The sequence below is a fragment of the Primorskyibacter sp. S87 genome, assembly GCF_049801055.1.
Lineage (GTDB): Bacteria > Pseudomonadota > Alphaproteobacteria > Rhodobacterales > Rhodobacteraceae > JBNAGF01.
Genome location: NZ_JBNAGF010000009.1, coordinates 128,869 through 146,591 on the forward strand (window position 1 = coordinate 128,869; position 17,723 = coordinate 146,591).

The window sequence follows — 17,723 nt, forward strand, 5'->3', positions numbered from 1 at the left end:
CGAAGCAACCCGGAGAGAGAGAGGGATTTCTTACTGAGATCGCCTGATTGCGGCAGGCTCCGGAGTCGAGCGATTTTTAGGCTTGTAGGGCCGGCCTGACTACCGAACATCAAACAACCGAAACGATCCGCTGGCAGACAGATGTCGGTTTGCGCCCCAAGTCATCCTCATTCTTGCCACATTTGGACACCGAATTGGCTTTTTAGCATCGGAGATCGGAATTTTTTCGCCCATTTCATAGCATCTTACCGTTTGGTCGGCGGTGACTTGCCGATGCAGGAAACTTCCTTGCCGCCGGGCCGCTAAAGCCCCAAAAATCACCCAATTCGCACGTATCCAAAACAACAGGCACACCAATGGAACCGCGAAATGGCTAACAAGCAGAACCCACTTTCTATCGACCCCACATTCAGCAGTTTGAACACCCGGACCTACACAGGTTCTGAAGGTGATTACATGGATGTTGGTCATCATGCGTCATTGTCGCTTGGTTCTGGGACGATATCACTGAGCTTTTCGGCATCCAGCCTTCCGGGTGACCAGGCGATCCTGTCGAAGGACGGATCGGGGCGCGAGAATGGTGGCCACCTGACGGTCTGGCTCAAGGATGGCACCCTGATCATCACGCAGGAGAACGCCACCTCGACCGAATGGCTGAAGGTTCCCGAGCTGGTTCTGAACGCGAACCAGACCTATCATCTGGGCCTGAGTTTCGGCGAACAGGGCCTGCAGGTCTGGCTTGACGGTGCGCTGGTCGCGGCCGAGCCCGAGTTCAAGCAGGGCATCGACATGAACGACCGATCGCTGGTGATCGGCGGCAGCCGGGCCTGGCGCGACAATGATGGTCAGAGTGCCCATTCGCTGTTCCAGGGCGAGATCGGCGACGTCATGGTCTTTGACCGCCAGCTTGGTGGCAATGACATGCGCTCGCTGGCGTCGGCGGTCGACCCGGCGCTTGATGATGCGGCCAAGATGGACGCGCTGATGGAGGATCTTCTGCCTCTGCTGGGCGATATTCACCACGGATCCGACACGCTCAAGCAGATCATGCAGGAGTATGGCGTATCCGAGCACGGGCATTTCGCAAACATGCTGCCAATGCGGCACGGATCCAGCACCGCCGACACGGTGACCGGCACGGATAGCGCCGAAGCGATCAACGGCTGGAGCAGTGACGACCTGGTTGATGGCCGGGGTGGCAATGACGTGCTGCAGGGCAGTTATGGCAATGACACGCTGATGGGCGGCACCGGCAACGACATTCTCGATGGCGGCCATGGCGAAGACAGCCTGCTGGGCGGCGATGGCAATGACCTGCTGATCAGCCGGGCAGATGGCCGCGAAGGCGAGATCTTCTATGATCCGAACCGGAGCGAGGGCGACCCGCTGGGTGAGTTGACCAACGGCAAGCTATACCCCGATCAGCCGATCCCGGCCGATGACGTCCTGATTGGTGGCGCTGGCGCGGACATCTTTTATTTCCAGACACTTATCAATGCCAAGCAGCGGTATATCGAAAAGCATACCCGTGATGATGGCAGCATCAACTGGCACGGTGTGGCCGGCGAGAACGACAAACTGCACGACCACTGGGTCGACATTATGGGCAAGGATGTGGTCAAGGACTTCAGTCGCGCCGAAGGTGACCGGCTGGTGATCGAGGGCCATACGACCAAGATCCTCTCGGTCAGCTACGGAGATATAAATTCCGACGGGATCATGGATCACTCGGTGATCTCGCTCTATTCCGATCAGGGCAACAACGGTGGGGCGCATAATGACGACCGTTTGGGCCAGATCACGGTCTATGGCGATCTGGTGAAACTGTCGGATATCGAACAGACCTCCAAACCCGCATACGGCATCATCCACAGCATCGACGATCTGCGCGAAGCCGTGGCCCCGCAATCCAAAGGCACCGAAGCCGCCCCCATCGCCCCCCCGGCAAGACTGCCCGCAGAAAAAGACCTCAACATCGGAAACCTCAAAAATCCCGTCTTCGCTATGACAGGAACCAACACGTTCAAAGCGGATGAACGAGCGCCGATGATTGTCGATCATACCGACCGGCTCGATCTGGTTCAGGGCACGATTGCGTTCAACTTCCAGATCACGGAGCTACTGGATCACCAGGTTCTCTTCTCCAAGGATGCGGAAGGATACGGGAATGGTGGCCACATAACAGCATTCCTGGACTCAAAAGGCAGCCTGCTTATCCGACTTCAGGACATCAACGAAACGTTCTACCTGAAAGCCCAGCTAGGCTTGCAAGTAGACAAATCCTACGATTTCGGGCTGACCTTTGGCGAACACGGGGTCGAACTGAGCCTCGACGGTGCGCGTGTGGCCTTTGATCCGGACATTGTTTTTGATCTTGCCCAGAACACCGAAGCCTTGATCATTGGTGCAAGTGGCTGGAACAACGCTCCGGGTCAAACCGATCGAGTTGGCAGCCATTTTAGCGGGACAATCAGCGACTTTGTCATTTTTGATCAACCGCTTACAACAGATCAGATGAAAGCTGCCGGTTTCGGCAAAGGAGAGATCGGACAGCTGGGCAATAGCAGCGGAAATCCCGGGATGGATGTCTATGGCTCTACTGACGCAGACGTGTTGAACGGAGGTGAAGGCGACGACTACATGTCCGGCGCGGCCAACAACGACCAGATGATCGGCGCCGAAGGCAATGACACAATCGAAGGCGGCACCGGTGACGACACGATTGACGGCGGCATAGGCAACGACCGATTGAACGGCGATTTGGGTGATGATGTGCTGAAAGGCGGAGCCGGCAGTGACTGGCTGACACCTGGAAGCGGATCGGACATGATCGACGGCGGCGCTGGAACCGACATGGTGAGCTTCTTCGACTTGTCGAAATCGGTTCGGGTGCTGCTCAAGAATGGAACCGTTGAATCCGGCACCGACAGCAACACGATCGTTGGCGTTGAGAATGTAACGGGGTCGGTTTTTGGCGACTACATCGAAGGGAATGACGGGGCGAACAGACTTCGCGGCTTGGGAGACTATGATTGGATGGTCGGTTCGGGTGGCGGCGATACCTTTGACGGTGGCAATGGCCGGGACATGGTTTCATATGTTCACTCGCAAACAGGTGTGATCGTAGATCTCGGCTTGGGCCTCGGGTTGGCCGGGCAGGCACAAGGTGATCGATACACGTCGATCGAGCGGGTGACCGGTTCTGTTTTCAACGACAAACTTCTCGGCTCAGAGGGAGAAGATGATTTCCGCGGCCTCGGCGGATATGACTGGTTCGTCGGTTCGGGCGGAGGAAAGGACCGCTATGACGGCGGGAGCGGCGATGACATGGTTGCGTACTCGTCATCCACGTCGGGCGTCGAAGCCAGTCTGCTGTTGGGGCGCGGCAGCAAAGGTGATGCTGCACAGGATCTGTACACCAGCATCGAGGGGCTGACCGGATCGGGCTTTGACGACATACTCACCGGTGATCACGGCCGAAACCGACTGCGTGGCCTGAATGGCGAAGACACCCTGATCGGCAATGCCGGGGTCGACCGGCTTGAAGGCGGCAAAGGGAACGACATACTCGATGGCGGCGCTGACTGGGATTATGCGATCTTCAGCGGAAACCGGTCCGACTACGATATCAGCACGCTTGGTATGACAACAACCGTGCGAGACCTGCGCGTATCTGGCGATGGGCTGGATACTCTGGTCAATATCGAGGCGCTGCAATTTGCGGACGATATCATGTATCTGTGAGCGGATTTCGCCGTATCTTTTTCCGCGCCGGCACCTCAGGCTGCTGGTGCGGGCAACCGCCGTCGTGACAAGAAGTTTCGCTCATTCCAGCGCGTGAAAGGCACCAACTTTCCTGCTTTCTGCATCTCTGGGAATGGGTAGTGCCTCGGGCGAGAACCGCTCACTTTCCGCTGATCTGCGATCGTGGCTTTGGGCCTTCCCATGCGTTAACCGGCAATTTTCCACCGAAAAATCTCACACAACATTTCATCAAATTCCTGCAATGAAATATAACGCTGGGGAAAAGTGAGCGGTAACAGCCGCTTGTAATTTGGGGGCATCAAATCCGGATTTGGCTGCATTATGTTTCAATCATCCAAGAATGGAGGGTTGAGAAATGGACATAGTTCAGAACCAGGCCTGGGAAGCTGCATGCTCAATGACGCCGCGCGAAGTAATGAGTTTTTACAGAATTGCAGGCCAGCAAGATCCGTTGCATCTGGAAGTTTACGAAAACTATCGCAAGCGGGGTGAATTCTCCTCAGTGAACCAGATGTTCCACTTCTACAGCGATGCGGCGGATATGCATGAGGCAGCGTACCTCGCGAACCAGTTCGAGACCAAAGGCAACGCATAACAACGTTCCCTAGACAAGGCATATCGGGCCATTCAATCCCATGACTTTCGGCTATGTCCGCGTGATCCATATTCGGATCGGGAGGATGGTCTCATGCCGACGATAACTAAAACACGCCCGACCAGCGTTCCCGCCAGCACGGGTTAACGGTCCGGAATGACAACCCGGACCATGCGCGTTCGCGGCGTCTGGTTGGCCTTGGGAACGCTCGGCAAGGCGGACTAATCGCAGCCTTTGCAATCTAGATTTTCAGAAACAACAACCAGACTAGAAACCCAATATAGAGAAACACCCCAAGATTCAGAACCGTATCAACAATCTGACCACTCATACCTGTTTCTCCGATGTCAGAGCCCTTATCAGGCAGACGACAAGAATTGGCACAATGAAAACGAATGCGATGGCCGACAGCGCGATGATGGATCGCACCAACGCGATTTCACCCACAAAGATCATTGCCAGTCCCAATCCTGCAAGAACGATGCCCCACATCATCCTGACCTTGGGAGGCGGGTTCTGATCTCCGCCCGAGCCAATCATGGCAAGCGTAAAGCCCGCGCTGACGACACTGGTGACCACAAACAAAAATGCCGCCAGTATTGTCGCTCCTTGCGCAATCCCGGCTAGCGGGAAATGCTGCAGCAAAGCAAATGTCGTGGCATCCAGACTCTGGGCATTAACTTCAAGCAGCTCTCCGTTCCCGCGGAACACATCAAAGAAACCAACTCCGCCGAACACACCAAACCAGAATACTGAAAACAGGGTCGGCGCGACGATAACACCAATCAGGAATTCCCGGATGGTCCGACCTTTGGATATGCGGGCAATGAAAATGCCTACGAACGGCGACCAGGCCAGCCACCAGATCATGTAGTTCAGAGTCCATCCCTGAAACCAGTTTGCAATGTCCCGGTCAAAAAACTCTACGGTCGAGAACCCGGCAGGCAGAACATTGAAAAGATATCTGCCAAATCCTGATACAGTCAAATTCATGATGTAGGAAGTCGGACCGAGAACGAGCAGATAGATCATCAGACCCAAGGCCAGCATCATCGCAAGGTTCGACAGTTTGGACATGCCCTCGCCAAGATCCTTCCGAAGCGGAATCATGAATGCAATGAACATTGCCACATAGATTACGGTTGTCAGGGCATTGGGGTCAGATACCCCAATCAGTCCGGCCAAGCCCGTCTGAACCTGAAAGACCCCCATTGCGAACGAACCTGCCAGTCCAACCGCTATGGCGACGATCGAAACCAAGTCGAAAAGCCAGGCCATCGCATTTACCCAAAGACGATCGCCATAGATATCTCCAAGTGGAGCACTGAGAAGCAGCGACCGCCCTTTCCGAAACGCGAAATAAGCGATCACCAAGCCGACCAGACCGTAGATTGCCCAAGCGTGAAATCCCCAGTTCAGGTAAGTCACGAACAAGGCATGCGATGCGGCGGAAGGACCATCCATGTGCTGATCCAACACCGCGTAATGAGTAAGAGGCTCTGCTGCTCCGTAAAACAGCAATCCGACCCCCATCCCCGCCGCAAACAGCATTGCAATCCAGGCAGGCGTCGAAAACTCCGGTTCGGATCCTTCCGGGCCAAGTCTGATATGGCCAAACTTTGACAGCGCCAGATAGATCGACAAGAACAGAAGCGCGCTGACCTCGAGCATGATGAACCAACCACGACTGTCGAACTGGGCCGATACAATCCTATCCGCTAGATCACCAAACCCCTGAGGATCCCAAAGCCCCCAAAGCGCTATTCCAATGCTGAGAGCCAAAGCCACCACCGTCAGGAGGTTCAGTTTCATGCCATTCCACTCCCAGACAAGTCATTGGTCGCCGGCCTACGTTGCCGACGCGCGCAACCCACCAAAGTCTGCCGTCGAATTTGCCAGTCGCCAAGACAATCGACAGCAATCCAAATCATAATTATCCCCGTATTCTCGAGTGATCCGGGTCATATGGGCAGGGGGCAATCACTCTTGCACTCACCGGTTCACCGCACAAGTTCAACTGCATGGAAGAACCGATTGCCGAAAACTCAGGGTCTACAAAGGCAAAAGCCAGGTTCTTTTGCACACGATGACCCCAAGCACCCGACGTGATTGTTCCCACCACCCGGCTATCGCACATCAGCGATGCCCCGGACGGGGCAGGGCCTCGGGTGGCGTCGATCTCCAAAGTCACCAATCCCTTTGCCCGCACACGAACAGCCCGTCCCAGCAGAGCGTCTTTCCCAATGAAGATTTCCTTTTCAAGGTTCACAAACCGATCCAGTCCGGTCTCAAACGGATCAAATTCGGTCAACAAATCAGCTTTCCAGTGCAGAAACCCTTTTTCAAGCCGCATCGACTCAACAGCTCGGGCGCCGAAAAGCTGCATCCCGAACGGACGACCTGCATCCTGCAGTGCCAAATAAGCAGCATAAAGCGATGTATTTGGTACGTGGATTTCATAGGCCAGTTCCCCAGAGAAACTGACGCCCACAACGGTCGCTGGAGCGAAGCCGACAAAACACTCGCGAACGGAGAGCCAGGGGAATGCCTTAGCCGACCAGTCGCCTCGAGCGCAACTCGACAAGACCTTTCGGGCATTGGGGCCAGCCAGAACCAGAATGGTCTGCGCCTCGGTCAGGCTTTGGATCTGAACATCCTCGCCCGGCTCCACATGCTGCTCTAGCCAGTCCCTGTCGTGGTATTCACTGGCGGCAGCCGAGCCATACCAAACCCGTTCCGGACCACGATCCGAAGCCGGCAGGTTGGCCACCGTTGCCTCGGACTTGATCATCCCAAAATGGTTCAAAAGATAGCCGAGACCTAGACGGCCCTCCCGTTTGCTCACAAAACCGCAGATTAGCCGGTCGAGAAAGCGATGGCGATCGCGTCCTGTGATCTCGATCCGGTTGAATCCGTTGACCTCGCACAGGCCGACATTCTCCTGAACATTTCGAACTTCGGCAGCCACGACGCTATGAGCCTCGTCAAAGTCAAACCCAAGTGTAAGTTGAAACGCCGGGTCCGGTTTGATGTAGTCCACCCGTTCCCAACCGTTGACCGTAGTAAAGGCAGCCCCCTGTGCAGCCAGTATCGGCGTCAGCACCGTGGTCTTTGCCAAACGCCCGGCAGATCTGTGTTCGTTCGGAAAATGAAATCGGAACTCGTTTTGGTAGTCCTCCACCGCCTTGAGAGCCGTCAGCTCTACATTGGCATGTCCGGTGAATCTGCGAGGATCCAGAACCCACGTGTCATAACAGGCCTCACCGTGCACGATCTGTTGGGCCAGCAGCCAACCGTGGCCGCCCCCTTCTCCCAAACCGGCACGCAGGCCGATGATGCAGTACGCGTTTCGCTTGCCGGGGATCGGCCCAACGAGCGGCAGTCCGTCGATGGTATAGGTGATCGGGCCATTGATAACGGTATGGACACCCACTTCGCGCAATGCCGGCAGGCGCTCAAAGGCACCTTCGAGAACATCCATCACCCGATCCAGATCATCGGGACACAGCGCGTTCACAAAGTTCGGATCAATCCCGTCCATCCCCCATGTCTTGCACGCCTGCTCGTAGAAACCGACCAGCAGGCCATTCTTTTCCTGCCTGCAATAGAAGTCGGAGATCGGGCACCTGATCAGGGGCATCCGATACCCGGCCTCTTTGATCTGCGGGATTTCGTCAGTCAGAAAGTACTGATGTTCCATCGATGCCACCGGGTGTTGCACGCCCATCATCGCGCCGACTTCGTTGACGCGGTAGCCGCAAGCATTGACGACAATATCACAGTCTAAATCGCCTTGATCGGTGTGCACGGTCCAAGTGTCGTCCCGGTGCTGGCTCAATCCGGTAACGGGCGTATTGCGATACACTTCGGCACCCGCCTTCCGAGCGCGCCGAACCAGAGCCTGACACAATTGCGCCGGGTCGATATCCCCGTCCAGAGGATCCCATAGGCCTCCAAGCAGATCGCCGGTCGAGATCAGAGGGTGTCTTCTTGCACACTCCTCAGCATCAATCACTTCGAAATGCACATCCATGCCACGAGCCATCGAGGAAAAATGTCGGTAGCCCTGCATCTGCGCCTCGGTATTGGCCAGACGGATGCCACCATCTCCGTGATGATAGTTGATCGGGAACTCAGGGTCTTCGGACAGCTCCTTGTAGAGCCGGATCGAATGGGACTTGAGGCCTATCATGGTTTGACTGGTACCGAAATTCGTCACCTGTGCCGCCGAATGCCATGTCGTGCCGCTGGTCAGTTCATTCCGCTCGACAAGAACCACGTCCGTCCACCCTTCGCGGGTCAGATGGTAGAGCGTCGAACACCCGGCGATCCCACCTCCGATAACGACAACCTTGGTGCGGGACTTCATGTGCAGGAACTCCGATCTCTTCGTTCGACACTAAAAACCCCAACCGATCGCCGTCAACGGCTTCGTTGAACCGAAACAGCGGGCGCGCTTGTGTCTGCATCCGCGCGGAATTAGTGTCCGCAAAAATACGGAGCCTCGGGTAACAGGATCAGAAAAATTGCCAAAGTTTCTTGTCGCTGTGCTCCTTCTCGGGCTGTTCGCTGGCCCGCGATCTCTTCACGCCGGTTACGAAGAATGGCGATTTATACTGACACCGTATGTTTGGGCTCCGTCGGTGGATGCGACGCTCGATATCGGACCTAATCCGCCTGTAAACGGATCAAAATCACTTCTGGACCTATTGGACGGAGCTTTCCTGATTCACGGAGAAGCCCGGCGGGGCCGATGGAGCATTCTTGGAGAATACAATTATCTGAACCTGTCGGATCAATACGGCAACACCCCGTCTGGCGCGCTTTCAGAATGGCGACTGAAAGGAACGATGGTTTCCCTTGCAGCAGCATATTCGGTTCAGGACACCAGTGCATTTCGCCTCGAAGCCGTGGCGGGCCTACGAAGCTGGAACCTCGATTTGTCGACACGGGTATTAGGCCGGACGGCGGAACAGAATGTGGACTGGATAGATCCGATGCTGGGATTGCGTGTCAACGCGCCTGTTACCGGGTCTGTCAATCTGGCAGGTTTCGTCAATGTCGGGGGGTTCGGAGTGGGCTCTCAGCTGCAATGGGAAGCATTGGCCAAGCTGGACTGGGCTCTGTCCCAGACAGTGAAGCTGTCAGCCGGGTATCGCCATCTCTACTTGGACTTTTCAGAGCCCAACGATAACGTTGATTTGACATTAAGTGGCCCATTCGTTGCCCTTGGGTTCAGCTTTTGAACCTTTTCGGCATGCGCTCCGGATGACACGGGCAGGGCATGCCCTGAATATGCGAAGATTTGGAGGATTACATGTCAGGACACGGGTACGAATCAGGCAGGTTAAACTTGCCGTTTGTCGGGATTTCGACGTTTGGCAAAAAGGAGTACGTGTCCGATTGGGATAACATCGACGCGGATGTCGCAATTCTCGGCGCGCCTTTCGATTTCGGATGCCAGTTCCGACCGGGGGCCCGCTTTGGCCCGCGCGCAGTTCGCGAAGCGTCGACACTGTTCAGTTTCGGTCACGCTGGCGCCTATGACCACGAGGATGATACGACCTATCTTGGTGAGGATGTTCGGATTGTCGATATCGGAGACGCCGACATCATTCATACCAAGACAGATGAGAGCCATGCCAATATCAAACTGGGCGTCGAGAAAATCCTATCTTCCGGTGCCTTGCCAGTAGTGATCGGGGGCGATCATTCGATAAACATTCCATGCATCGATGCGTTCGAAGCGGACTGCGCAAGAAACGGACCGATCCATATCGTTCAGATTGATGCCCATCTTGATTTCGTCGACGTTCGCCACGGCGTGACACAAGGCCATGGCAATCCAATGCGAAGAGCTATCGAAAAGGGTTATGTCTCTGGCATGACCCAATTGGGAATTCGCAATGTTTCGTCCACGACAAGGGAAGGCTACGAAGACGCGCGGTCCCGCGGCACCGACATCCTTTCGGTAAGGCAGGTCCGCAAACTCGGGCCCGAGGAGGTCCTGAAGCGCATTCCGGAAAAGGCGCGCTATTATGTGACCATCGATATCGACGGGTTCTGTCCATCGATTGCGCCGGGAACGGGAACGCCAAGCCATGGCGGATTTCTGTATTATGAAGTTCTCGAAATTCTTCAGGGACTGAGCGAGCAGGGTGATGTTGTGGGTATGGATCTTGTCGAAGTGGCCCCGGCGTATGATCCGACTGAAAGCACCCAGATTTTGGCAGCACAGTTGCTGCTGAATTTCGTCGGCTTCATCTTTCACAACCGGAAGTAAGCACTGAAACAGACCCAGAGCGCCGCGTGACTATCGCACGCGGCGCTCTAGATTTGTGACTTTGAAAGAACCTAACCCAGGAAAGGTTCCAACCGCTCACTCTTCGCGGTTACGATCTTTCTACGCCAGATCGGCAAATAGACGGCCGGGGCCTCTCATATCTGCTCCAAAATTGGACAACTGACCCAGATGCCATGCCAAAACCTGATTGCTCGACAGCACCGGCTTTCCTGTTCGCGCCTCGATTTCCTCAATCACGTCCAGGGTACGGAGATTGGTGCATGACAGAAACACCGCGTCGCAATCCGTTGCCCGCTCCATTTCGATGGCAGCTCTGGTAATGGACGCGTCGGAAATGCGAACCACGCGCTCTTCGGTTGGCTCATCAAAGCTGGCGACGGTTTCTACTCCTATCCCGTTCTCGGTCAGAACAGAGCAGAGCTTGTCTGAAACCCGCGCGGTGTAAGGGCTCAGCATAGCAATGCGGGACGCGTTCAGATGCCGACAGGCCGCGAGCAGAGCCGAAACAGGCTCGGTGACCGCAGGTGTCTCTATTCCGGCCTGAATGAGCTCTGAAATCCGTTCGGATCCAATCTGCGCCGAGGCTGACGTGCACCCATATCCCACCGCCGAAAGCTTCGCCCCTCCCGGCAAGAGAGCGGCCGCCTGCGTCAGTAATGGCTCCATCGCGCGCAGCGTCTCGGGGGAAACTTCAGCTGCAGAAGGAATCCGCGAAACCAGAATTTCGACTTTGGCCGGCAGAAGGGCCCGCATGTCCGGTTCAAGTGATTCATCTGATTGCAATACGACCAACCCGATCTGCTTGGGCCGTTTCGCGGAAAGCTCATAGTCGAAATGCATCACAGCACCCTGATTTGATGGCCCTGTCTTTCTGACAGGTATTCTGCCCCGGTTTCACGGATCACGACGTTCTCTTCGTGAACCAGAATCCTGTCCTTGCGAACAGCTACGGTGGGCTCCAGTGTCAGCACCATACCCGGTTCCAGAATGGTGTGGTCTTTGGCGATGATCGAAGGCCATTCGGTCAACTGCATACCCAACCCATGCCCGAGGCGACCAGCCCCGCCGCCTTTGGTATCAGGGTTGCAGACCGCGTTCATCGCGTGAAAGACATCTGCAATGGTGGCACCGGGACGGGCGACCTCAAAACCCGCTTGGGTCGCATCAATTAGCCGCTCATGCGCATAGCGAACCTGTTCGGTCGGCCCGGACAGGGCAAAATTTCGGTCAAAGTCACAGAAATATCCATCCCAGACCAATCCAGTATCCAACATCAGAACGGCGCCATTGGCGAGCGGGGTGTCATCCGCAGGCGAAATGACATCGTCATACCCCCCCTGACCTGCGGCTCCGGCGAGATATGGAACCCAATCCGCGCCTTCGTGAAGGCAAATCGCCTGAAACGCCCGGAAGACATCCGATAATGGAACACCCAACGCAGCGATTTCCGGAACGCGGTCAAAGGCGCGATTTGCGATCCTCGCGGCAGCTGCAGTCTTGGCGATTTCCGCCTCTGATTTTACCATGCGCAGTCGCCGGGTAATGGTTGAATCGCCTTGCATCAGTCGCGGGTTCAAACACGCCTCCAATGCCCGCAATCCGCCGAGCGGCATACGGACATGGCTCTCCATCTGATCGGCAAGGCCTATCCGCCCATCTTTCGGTGTCACTTCTTTCAAGGTTTCGGCCAGCAACCCGATCCCGTCATCTTGGTAATCGGGAGATTGCCACGTTCGAATGTCACTAACCCAAGTCTGCTCCATCAGATGCGCACCAATAGAGGGAATGACAGCAATGGGCTTTCCCACGGATGGCAGCACGACAAACCAAGGTCGGGTCGGGCTTTCCCAGAAACGGGTGAGAAATCCGGTGTAGTATCGGATTTCCGGTTCGGTCGTCAGCAACAGCGCCGAAAGCCCTTCCTGCGCCATCAATGCCTGTGCCGCGCGCGTCCGTTCCGCGAATTCCTGATCCGGGAACCCGCGCCTCGGAACGCTCACCCTGTTGCTCCTTCACTCAGGATCACAAAGACCCTTGAGCTGTCCGACAATCCGATCGCATCTGGATCGTCACCTGAGGCTAACAGACCGGAAAGCCCCGCCGCGCCTGACGGGGTGGTGGGCAACCCATGTTCATGGCACAGGACACTGCCGCGTTTGCCTTCTTCTTCGCTGATCAGCATGAAATCATCTGCGTCTCGCGCCAGACCTTTCAGGGCGATTAATGACGGTTCCTTGCAATCCAGCCGACCCATTGCCGAGCTCGGCCCTTCGGTCACGGTCGGGGTTCCGGCTGCAATCGACGCGTAGAGCGCCGGCGCCGCAGACGGTTCCACAACGATGATACGCGGCGCGCTGCCCCATGCCTTGCGCGCATAGGCCGCGCAAGCGCCAGCCAGCCCGCCGACCCCCGCCTGAAGAAAGATATGCGTTGGTGGTTCGGGCATCTGTTCTACCGCCTCTTGCATCATGACAAGGTATCCCTGCATCAACCTGTGTGGACGGTCATAGTATCCCGGCCAGGAACTGTCCGAGAGAAGAACCCAGCCTTTGCTTCGCGCCGCCGCAGCCGCCGCAGCCATGCTTTCTTCGTAAATCTCTCCCTGCCGGCGCACTTCAGCCCCCAGTGATCGGAGGCGATCGGCAAATGCTTCGGGCACGGTGTCGGCCAGATAGATCACAGCCTGCGCCCCGAAAGCATCGGCCCCGGCCGCAACAGATAACCCGTGGTTTCCGGCGCTCGCCGTTACATATGTCTGGCCGGCGGCACGACCTTCTTCGGCATCGCAGGCAATCACATAGGCGGCTCCCAGCGCCTTGAAACTCCCCAATCCCATACGGCCGCGTTCGTCCTTAACAAAGACCCGGCCAACGCCAGCCAACGCCGCCAGTGAGGGCTGTTCGATCATCGGTGTTTCCGATGCAGCGGGGCAACGTTTCAACAACTCCGAAGGATGATCGGCATTCACACTGGGCTCAGGCGTGTCGGCAAGGGCCGCCACGAGAGCAGCAGATTGCCCGGTCGGGTTGTGCAGAATTTCCATGTCGCCCTCAGCCTTTGTCAGAGCGCAAGCCTACCCGTCATCCCGCGTTTTTGACAAACATCTTTTGGGCAGGCGAGCCCAGACTTTGTTTGGACCAACAATACCCTGATTTCCCGATCTGACCGGGAAACCTCAGCCCGTACCGCCATTTGCAGCGGCCTCATCCTCGAGAAGCCAGCCAAAGAAGAGTGTGGCCAGAAATGCGGCGACAAGCTGAACCAACACGAAGGCCAACACATGAGAAGGGGCAATTCCGGCAAACGTATCAGAGAAACCACGCGCGATGGTCACCGCCGGGTTTGCAAATGAAGTCGACGAAGTGAACCAATAGGCTGCGGTGATGTAGAGACCCACTGCCACGGGCACGGCCTCGGGTCGGTTTTTCACGCATGCCAGGATCGTTCCCACCAAACCAAAGGTGGCGACAAACTCCCCGACCCATTGGCCGATCCCCGTGCGCGCTGTTGTCGACGGATCAAAGAGCGGATTGTCGAACATGATATGAGCAGCCAGCACACCGCAGATCCCGCCGAAAACCTGTACGGCCACATAAAGGCCCGCTGTGCGGGCCTGCAACTCACGTCGGAGGGCAAAACTGAGCGTTACAGCCGGATTGAAATGCGCGCCAGATATTGGCCCGAAAACCATAATCAGCACAACGAGGATCGCGCCCGTTGGAATGGTGTTGCCAAGTAGCGCAATGGCGACATTACCGTCGGCAAGCCGTTCGGCCATGATGCCCGAACCGACAACCGTTGCCAGCAGGGAAAAGGTGCCAAGCCATTCGGCAACCAATCTGCGTATCATTTTCAGTTCTCCTGAATATCGTCCGCGATCTGATAGACCGCATCACCTCGCTGAACATGACTGAGGGTGCGTTTGGCAAGAACAATTCCGCCGAATGGCGACACCACGTGAGCCGGTTCGCGTTGAGGCTGATCCGGGAAATGTATCTGTCCCAGAGCTTCGTGCGGTGACACTGGATCCGCAATGTCCTTGAAGGGTTCAAACACCCCGTCATCGTAGCAATAGACTGATCCCTGAACGCTCAATGCCCGGGTCCCGCGCGTGCCATCAGGCTGATAGCCGGGCAACATTTTCAACTTGTGCAGAACCCGCCGCAGCCCACGCTCGGCATCGGCAAGGATCGTTCTGTCAATGCCGCCGCCGCCGCCCAGTTCCGCCATGACGGACACCACGCCATTCCGGTTCGCCGCAGCCAATGCCGTGCGACCGGTAGACTGTCGACCTCCACCGCCAAACACCCATGCAAAAGGCAGATCAAACGCGTGCTCCAGCAATTGAAGTTTGGCGCGTTCTTCTTCGGTCGCGCCCATCCCACGCAACAGGGTGGCGGGATAAAACAGGGATGTGCCACCAGAATGCAGATCAACCATGTAGTCAGATCGCGGCAAGAGCACTTCCTCGATGTAATGAGCGATCATCTGCGTTGGGGCTCCCATAGCATTGCCAGGGAAGCTTCGGTTGAGATTACCCTCATCGATCGGTGAAACGCGCCGCGACGCTCTGGCCGCCGGATAGTTGGCCATGGTCAGAATGATCAACTGACCGTCAATGTCCTGCGGCTCCAACTCACGCGACAGCTTGGTCAGGGCAATCTGCCCTTCGTATTCATCACCGTGCACACCGGCCAGCATCAGCATAGTGGGCCCCGCGCCGTTCTTGATGCTGACTATGGGAAGTCCAATCCAACCATAGGCACTCCGATCGACGGAGTGTGGCACCCGCAGATAACCGGCCTGTTTGCCATTTGCGTCAAGGTCAACTTCGGACGTGATCAGTGTTGCGGCCATGACTCTCCCTCCGGAGTGAATCTTTTTCCTGCGACGTCACCAACCTGGAGCCGCATCTCTAGGCCGCCAGGTTGGTTGCTGGCCGCGCGATCACAGGCTTCCGTTTCGATGATAAACCTCTTGTGCATCAGAAGTGTCAACTTCTTATTTCGGCAGATCCCGAATTATGGAAACGACGTCCGAGAATTTGACGACTTACCAAAGTTCGTTAATTCGACTATCATCGAAATATGGATCAAGAAACGGCTATCGAAGCCTTTGCCGCATTGGCGCAAAACTCACGTCTGACCATTGTTCGAAAACTGGTCAAAGTCGGCCCCGAGGGTCTGACGGCAACCGAGATTTCAAACAGGGTCGGGATTGTTCCGTCGACACTGTCAGGGCATCTTGGAGTGCTGAAGCGGGCGGGGTTACTTACCGCCACCCGGCATTCCCGTGAAATACATTATGCAGCGGATGTCAGCGCGATCACCGCACTGGTCACGTTTATCCTGTCGGATTGCTGCGGCGGGGAAATTCAACATTGCGCTGAGATTCTGTTCCTTTTGAAGGAAGGCGAGAGCTGATTTCCCGAGACCGAAGAACTTGACAAGCCCAGAAAATGTGGCTGCCACCGGCCCATATTTTTATCGTTATCGCCGAGTATTTCGCCCATCAATTTCCTGCCAAAAAATGGCAACCGATTACGGAATTAAACATAATCCTTTGAAAATTCGAAACTCGCGGATACGATCAAGCGCTAGGAACTACTCGTGTTTCTCCAAGATCGGGTGGCGCAATTGAAAAAATTTGTTCTAAAAACTCTTTCTATCTCCGCAACGATCGCGTTCTGCGGAACCATAATCGAAGCGCAAAGTCTAAGCAGCGCAGTGCAGACCGCACTGACCTCCAATCCTAGGATTAAGGCTCAGGATTCATCAGTCCGGGCTGCGGCCTATGACCTTTTACAGACCCGGGAACAGTTCGAGCCAACGCTGTCCCTGTTCGGCACCGTTGGGCGGGAGTACGTGGACGACCCTGCAGGTCTATCGGCCGCTGATAACGCTGTTACCAAAACACCGCGCGAGGCAGGGTTGCTGGCAGAGGTCACGCTTTACGATGGCTTTCGGCGAGACAATCTTACCTTTGCTCGAGCTTCCCGGCTTGATCGTTCGATGTTCGAATATCTCGATGCTTCGGAAACTATGGCATTAACTGTTGTGCAGGCCTATGTCGATGTCGCTCGCCAGCTCGCACTCAAGCAGATCGCGCTGGATCATCTCGCCCGGCACATCGAGATACAGGGACAGGTCAGCCGACAGGTCACTGGTGGCAAATTGCCGATCAGCGACCTGTTGCAAGTCGAAAGCCGTGTCGAACGGGTTCGTGTTGCCTTGACCGAGATCGAACTTGATCTGTCGGCGGCACGTATCAGATACCGGGAACTGGTTGGCCAACTGCCCGGTTCCTATCTCAAGATCCCAGCCCCACCGGCACCGCCATCGACGGTCGATTTGCTGGTCAAAGCAAGCCTCGACAACAATTTCCGGATCAAGCAAGCCCAATCAAACATCGATGCCCGCGAGTTTGAACGCAGGATGTCCGAAGCTGATTATCAGCCACGCATCACTTTGCAGGCCGGCACATCCTATGGTGCGGACCTAGACGGGTCACGCGGCCACGAAAACCGCAATTTCGTCGGGCTAAACCTGAACTGGACGCTGTTCCGGGGCGGACGCAGGGAACGAACCGAAGCCTTTGCCGAACGCCGCAACGAGGCGCTGTATGACCGCATGTCGATCATGCGCGAGGTTGACGCCATCGCGCGGCGGGCTTGGACAAACTACTCCTCCAACCGTCGCCTTCAGCAATTGCTGGCCAAACAGGTCGAAACCAATCAGGAACTGGTGTTTCAGTATCTTCAGGAATTTCAGCTGGCCACACGCAGCCTGATCGACGTGTTGATCGCCGAAACCGAACTGTTCACCGCCCGATACGAACAGATCAACTCTCGCGCCAGCCTGTCCTTCAGCGGTTACCGGATGATGGCCGCACAGAGCAAACTGGCAAAGTATTTCGGGGTCGACAGCACAGGCGAGCTTCTGCTTTTGACTGTTGGTGTGGATACCGAAAAACGTCAGCGTCCCTATAGCGTGCTCCAGAAGGGCCGCCCTGTCGTGGATCGATGAACACATTACCGCCGGAGGGGCCTCAGAAAGAAAA

Annotated in this window: 13 protein-coding genes; 6 read left to right on the forward strand and 7 right to left on the reverse strand. The window is 56.1% G+C overall.

What is annotated here, in order from left to right; genetic code table 11:
• Positions 1-369 precede the first annotated feature (369 nt).
• Both ACP15U_RS15580 and ACP15U_RS15585 read left to right on the forward strand, forming a co-directional pair.
• On the forward strand, positions 370-3,744 hold the full coding sequence (locus ACP15U_RS15580; RefSeq protein ID WP_425046075.1) for a LamG-like jellyroll fold domain-containing protein: 3,375 nt from the start codon (positions 370-372) through the stop codon (positions 3,742-3,744).
• Between the two features lie 376 nt (positions 3,745-4,120).
• Positions 4,121-4,360 (forward strand): hypothetical protein, encoded by a 240-nt coding sequence (locus tag ACP15U_RS15585; RefSeq protein ID WP_425046076.1) that lies wholly within the window; start codon positions 4,121-4,123, stop codon positions 4,358-4,360.
• A gap of 327 nt (positions 4,361-4,687) precedes the next feature.
• Here the strand turns inward: ACP15U_RS15585 and ACP15U_RS15590 are convergent, their stop codons facing one another.
• Together ACP15U_RS15590 and ACP15U_RS15595 are read right to left on the reverse strand one after the other, a co-directional pair.
• Positions 4,688-6,172 carry a BCCT family transporter gene (locus tag ACP15U_RS15590; RefSeq protein ID WP_425046077.1) on the reverse strand — a complete coding sequence of 495 codons (1,485 nt, stop codon included), beginning with the start codon at positions 6,170-6,172 and terminating at the stop codon, positions 4,688-4,690.
• Positions 6,173-6,293: 121 nt separating this feature from the next.
• Complete coding sequence (locus tag ACP15U_RS15595; protein ID WP_425046078.1) at positions 6,294-8,729, reverse strand: FAD-dependent oxidoreductase; 2,436 nt, start codon at positions 8,727-8,729, stop codon at positions 6,294-6,296.
• Positions 8,730-8,886: 157 nt separating this feature from the next.
• Here ACP15U_RS15595 and ACP15U_RS15600 point away from each other — a divergent pair, with 157 nt between their 5' ends.
• Both ACP15U_RS15600 and speB read left to right on the forward strand, forming a co-directional pair.
• Entirely contained in the window at positions 8,887-9,606 is a 720-nt protein-coding gene (locus ACP15U_RS15600; protein WP_425046079.1) for a hypothetical protein, read from the forward strand.
• Between the two features lie 71 nt (positions 9,607-9,677).
• Positions 9,678-10,643: an agmatinase gene (speB, locus tag ACP15U_RS15605; RefSeq protein WP_425046080.1), complete on the forward strand. Its 966-nt coding sequence runs from the start codon at positions 9,678-9,680 to the stop codon at positions 10,641-10,643.
• A 120-nt stretch (positions 10,644-10,763) separates the two neighbouring features.
• Here speB and ACP15U_RS15610 read toward each other — a convergent pair whose 3' ends face one another.
• From ACP15U_RS15610 to ACP15U_RS15630, 5 genes are all read right to left on the reverse strand, one after another.
• Positions 10,764-11,504: a maleate cis-trans isomerase family protein gene (locus ACP15U_RS15610; RefSeq protein WP_425046081.1), complete on the reverse strand. Its 741-nt coding sequence runs from the start codon at positions 11,502-11,504 to the stop codon at positions 10,764-10,766.
• Positions 11,504-12,664 (reverse strand): M24 family metallopeptidase, encoded by a 1,161-nt coding sequence (locus tag ACP15U_RS15615; protein ID WP_425046082.1) that lies wholly within the window; start codon positions 12,662-12,664, stop codon positions 11,504-11,506. Before ACP15U_RS15615 ends, ACP15U_RS15610 begins: the two co-directional genes overlap by 1 nt.
• Positions 12,661-13,707, reverse strand: coding sequence for a pyridoxal-phosphate dependent enzyme (locus tag ACP15U_RS15620; protein WP_425046083.1), 1,047 nt, complete (start codon positions 13,705-13,707; stop codon positions 12,661-12,663). The genes ACP15U_RS15615 and ACP15U_RS15620 overlap by 4 nt, the downstream gene beginning before the upstream one ends.
• Before the next feature lie 132 nt (positions 13,708-13,839).
• Entirely contained in the window at positions 13,840-14,514 is a 675-nt protein-coding gene (locus tag ACP15U_RS15625) for an aquaporin (RefSeq protein ID WP_425046084.1), read from the reverse strand.
• Between the two features lie 2 nt (positions 14,515-14,516).
• Positions 14,517-15,521 (reverse strand): succinylglutamate desuccinylase/aspartoacylase family protein, encoded by a 1,005-nt coding sequence (locus tag ACP15U_RS15630; protein ID WP_425046085.1) that lies wholly within the window; start codon positions 15,519-15,521, stop codon positions 14,517-14,519.
• A gap of 230 nt (positions 15,522-15,751) precedes the next feature.
• Here ACP15U_RS15630 and ACP15U_RS15635 point away from each other — a divergent pair, with 230 nt between their 5' ends.
• Complete coding sequence (locus tag ACP15U_RS15635; protein WP_425046086.1) at positions 15,752-16,087, forward strand: ArsR/SmtB family transcription factor; 336 nt, start codon at positions 15,752-15,754, stop codon at positions 16,085-16,087.
• Positions 16,088-16,273: 186 nt separating this feature from the next.
• Positions 16,274-17,689 carry a TolC family protein gene (locus ACP15U_RS15640; protein ID WP_425046087.1) on the forward strand — a complete coding sequence of 472 codons (1,416 nt, stop codon included), beginning with the start codon at positions 16,274-16,276 and terminating at the stop codon, positions 17,687-17,689.
• Positions 17,690-17,723 lie beyond the last annotated feature (34 nt).

Coding starts and splice junctions, on each gene's coding strand:
- ACP15U_RS15620 (WP_425046083.1), bottom strand. CDS start 13,707: ATGGAAATTCTGCACAACCCGACCGGGCAATCTGCTGCTCTCGTGGCG.
- ACP15U_RS15585 (WP_425046076.1), top strand. CDS start 4,121: ATGGACATAGTTCAGAACCAGGCCTGGGAAGCTGCATGCTCAATGACG.
- ACP15U_RS15630 (WP_425046085.1), bottom strand. CDS start 15,521: ATGGCCGCAACACTGATCACGTCCGAAGTTGACCTTGACGCAAATGGC.
- ACP15U_RS15610 (WP_425046081.1), bottom strand. CDS start 11,504: ATGCATTTCGACTATGAGCTTTCCGCGAAACGGCCCAAGCAGATCGGG.
- ACP15U_RS15625 (WP_425046084.1), bottom strand. CDS start 14,514: ATGATACGCAGATTGGTTGCCGAATGGCTTGGCACCTTTTCCCTGCTG.
- ACP15U_RS15590 (WP_425046077.1), bottom strand. CDS start 6,172: ATGAAACTGAACCTCCTGACGGTGGTGGCTTTGGCTCTCAGCATTGGA.
- ACP15U_RS15595 (WP_425046078.1), bottom strand. CDS start 8,729: ATGAAGTCCCGCACCAAGGTTGTCGTTATCGGAGGTGGGATCGCCGGG.
- ACP15U_RS15635 (WP_425046086.1), top strand. CDS start 15,752: ATGGATCAAGAAACGGCTATCGAAGCCTTTGCCGCATTGGCGCAAAAC.
- ACP15U_RS15580 (WP_425046075.1), top strand. CDS start 370: ATGGCTAACAAGCAGAACCCACTTTCTATCGACCCCACATTCAGCAGT.
- speB (WP_425046080.1), top strand. CDS start 9,678: ATGTCAGGACACGGGTACGAATCAGGCAGGTTAAACTTGCCGTTTGTC.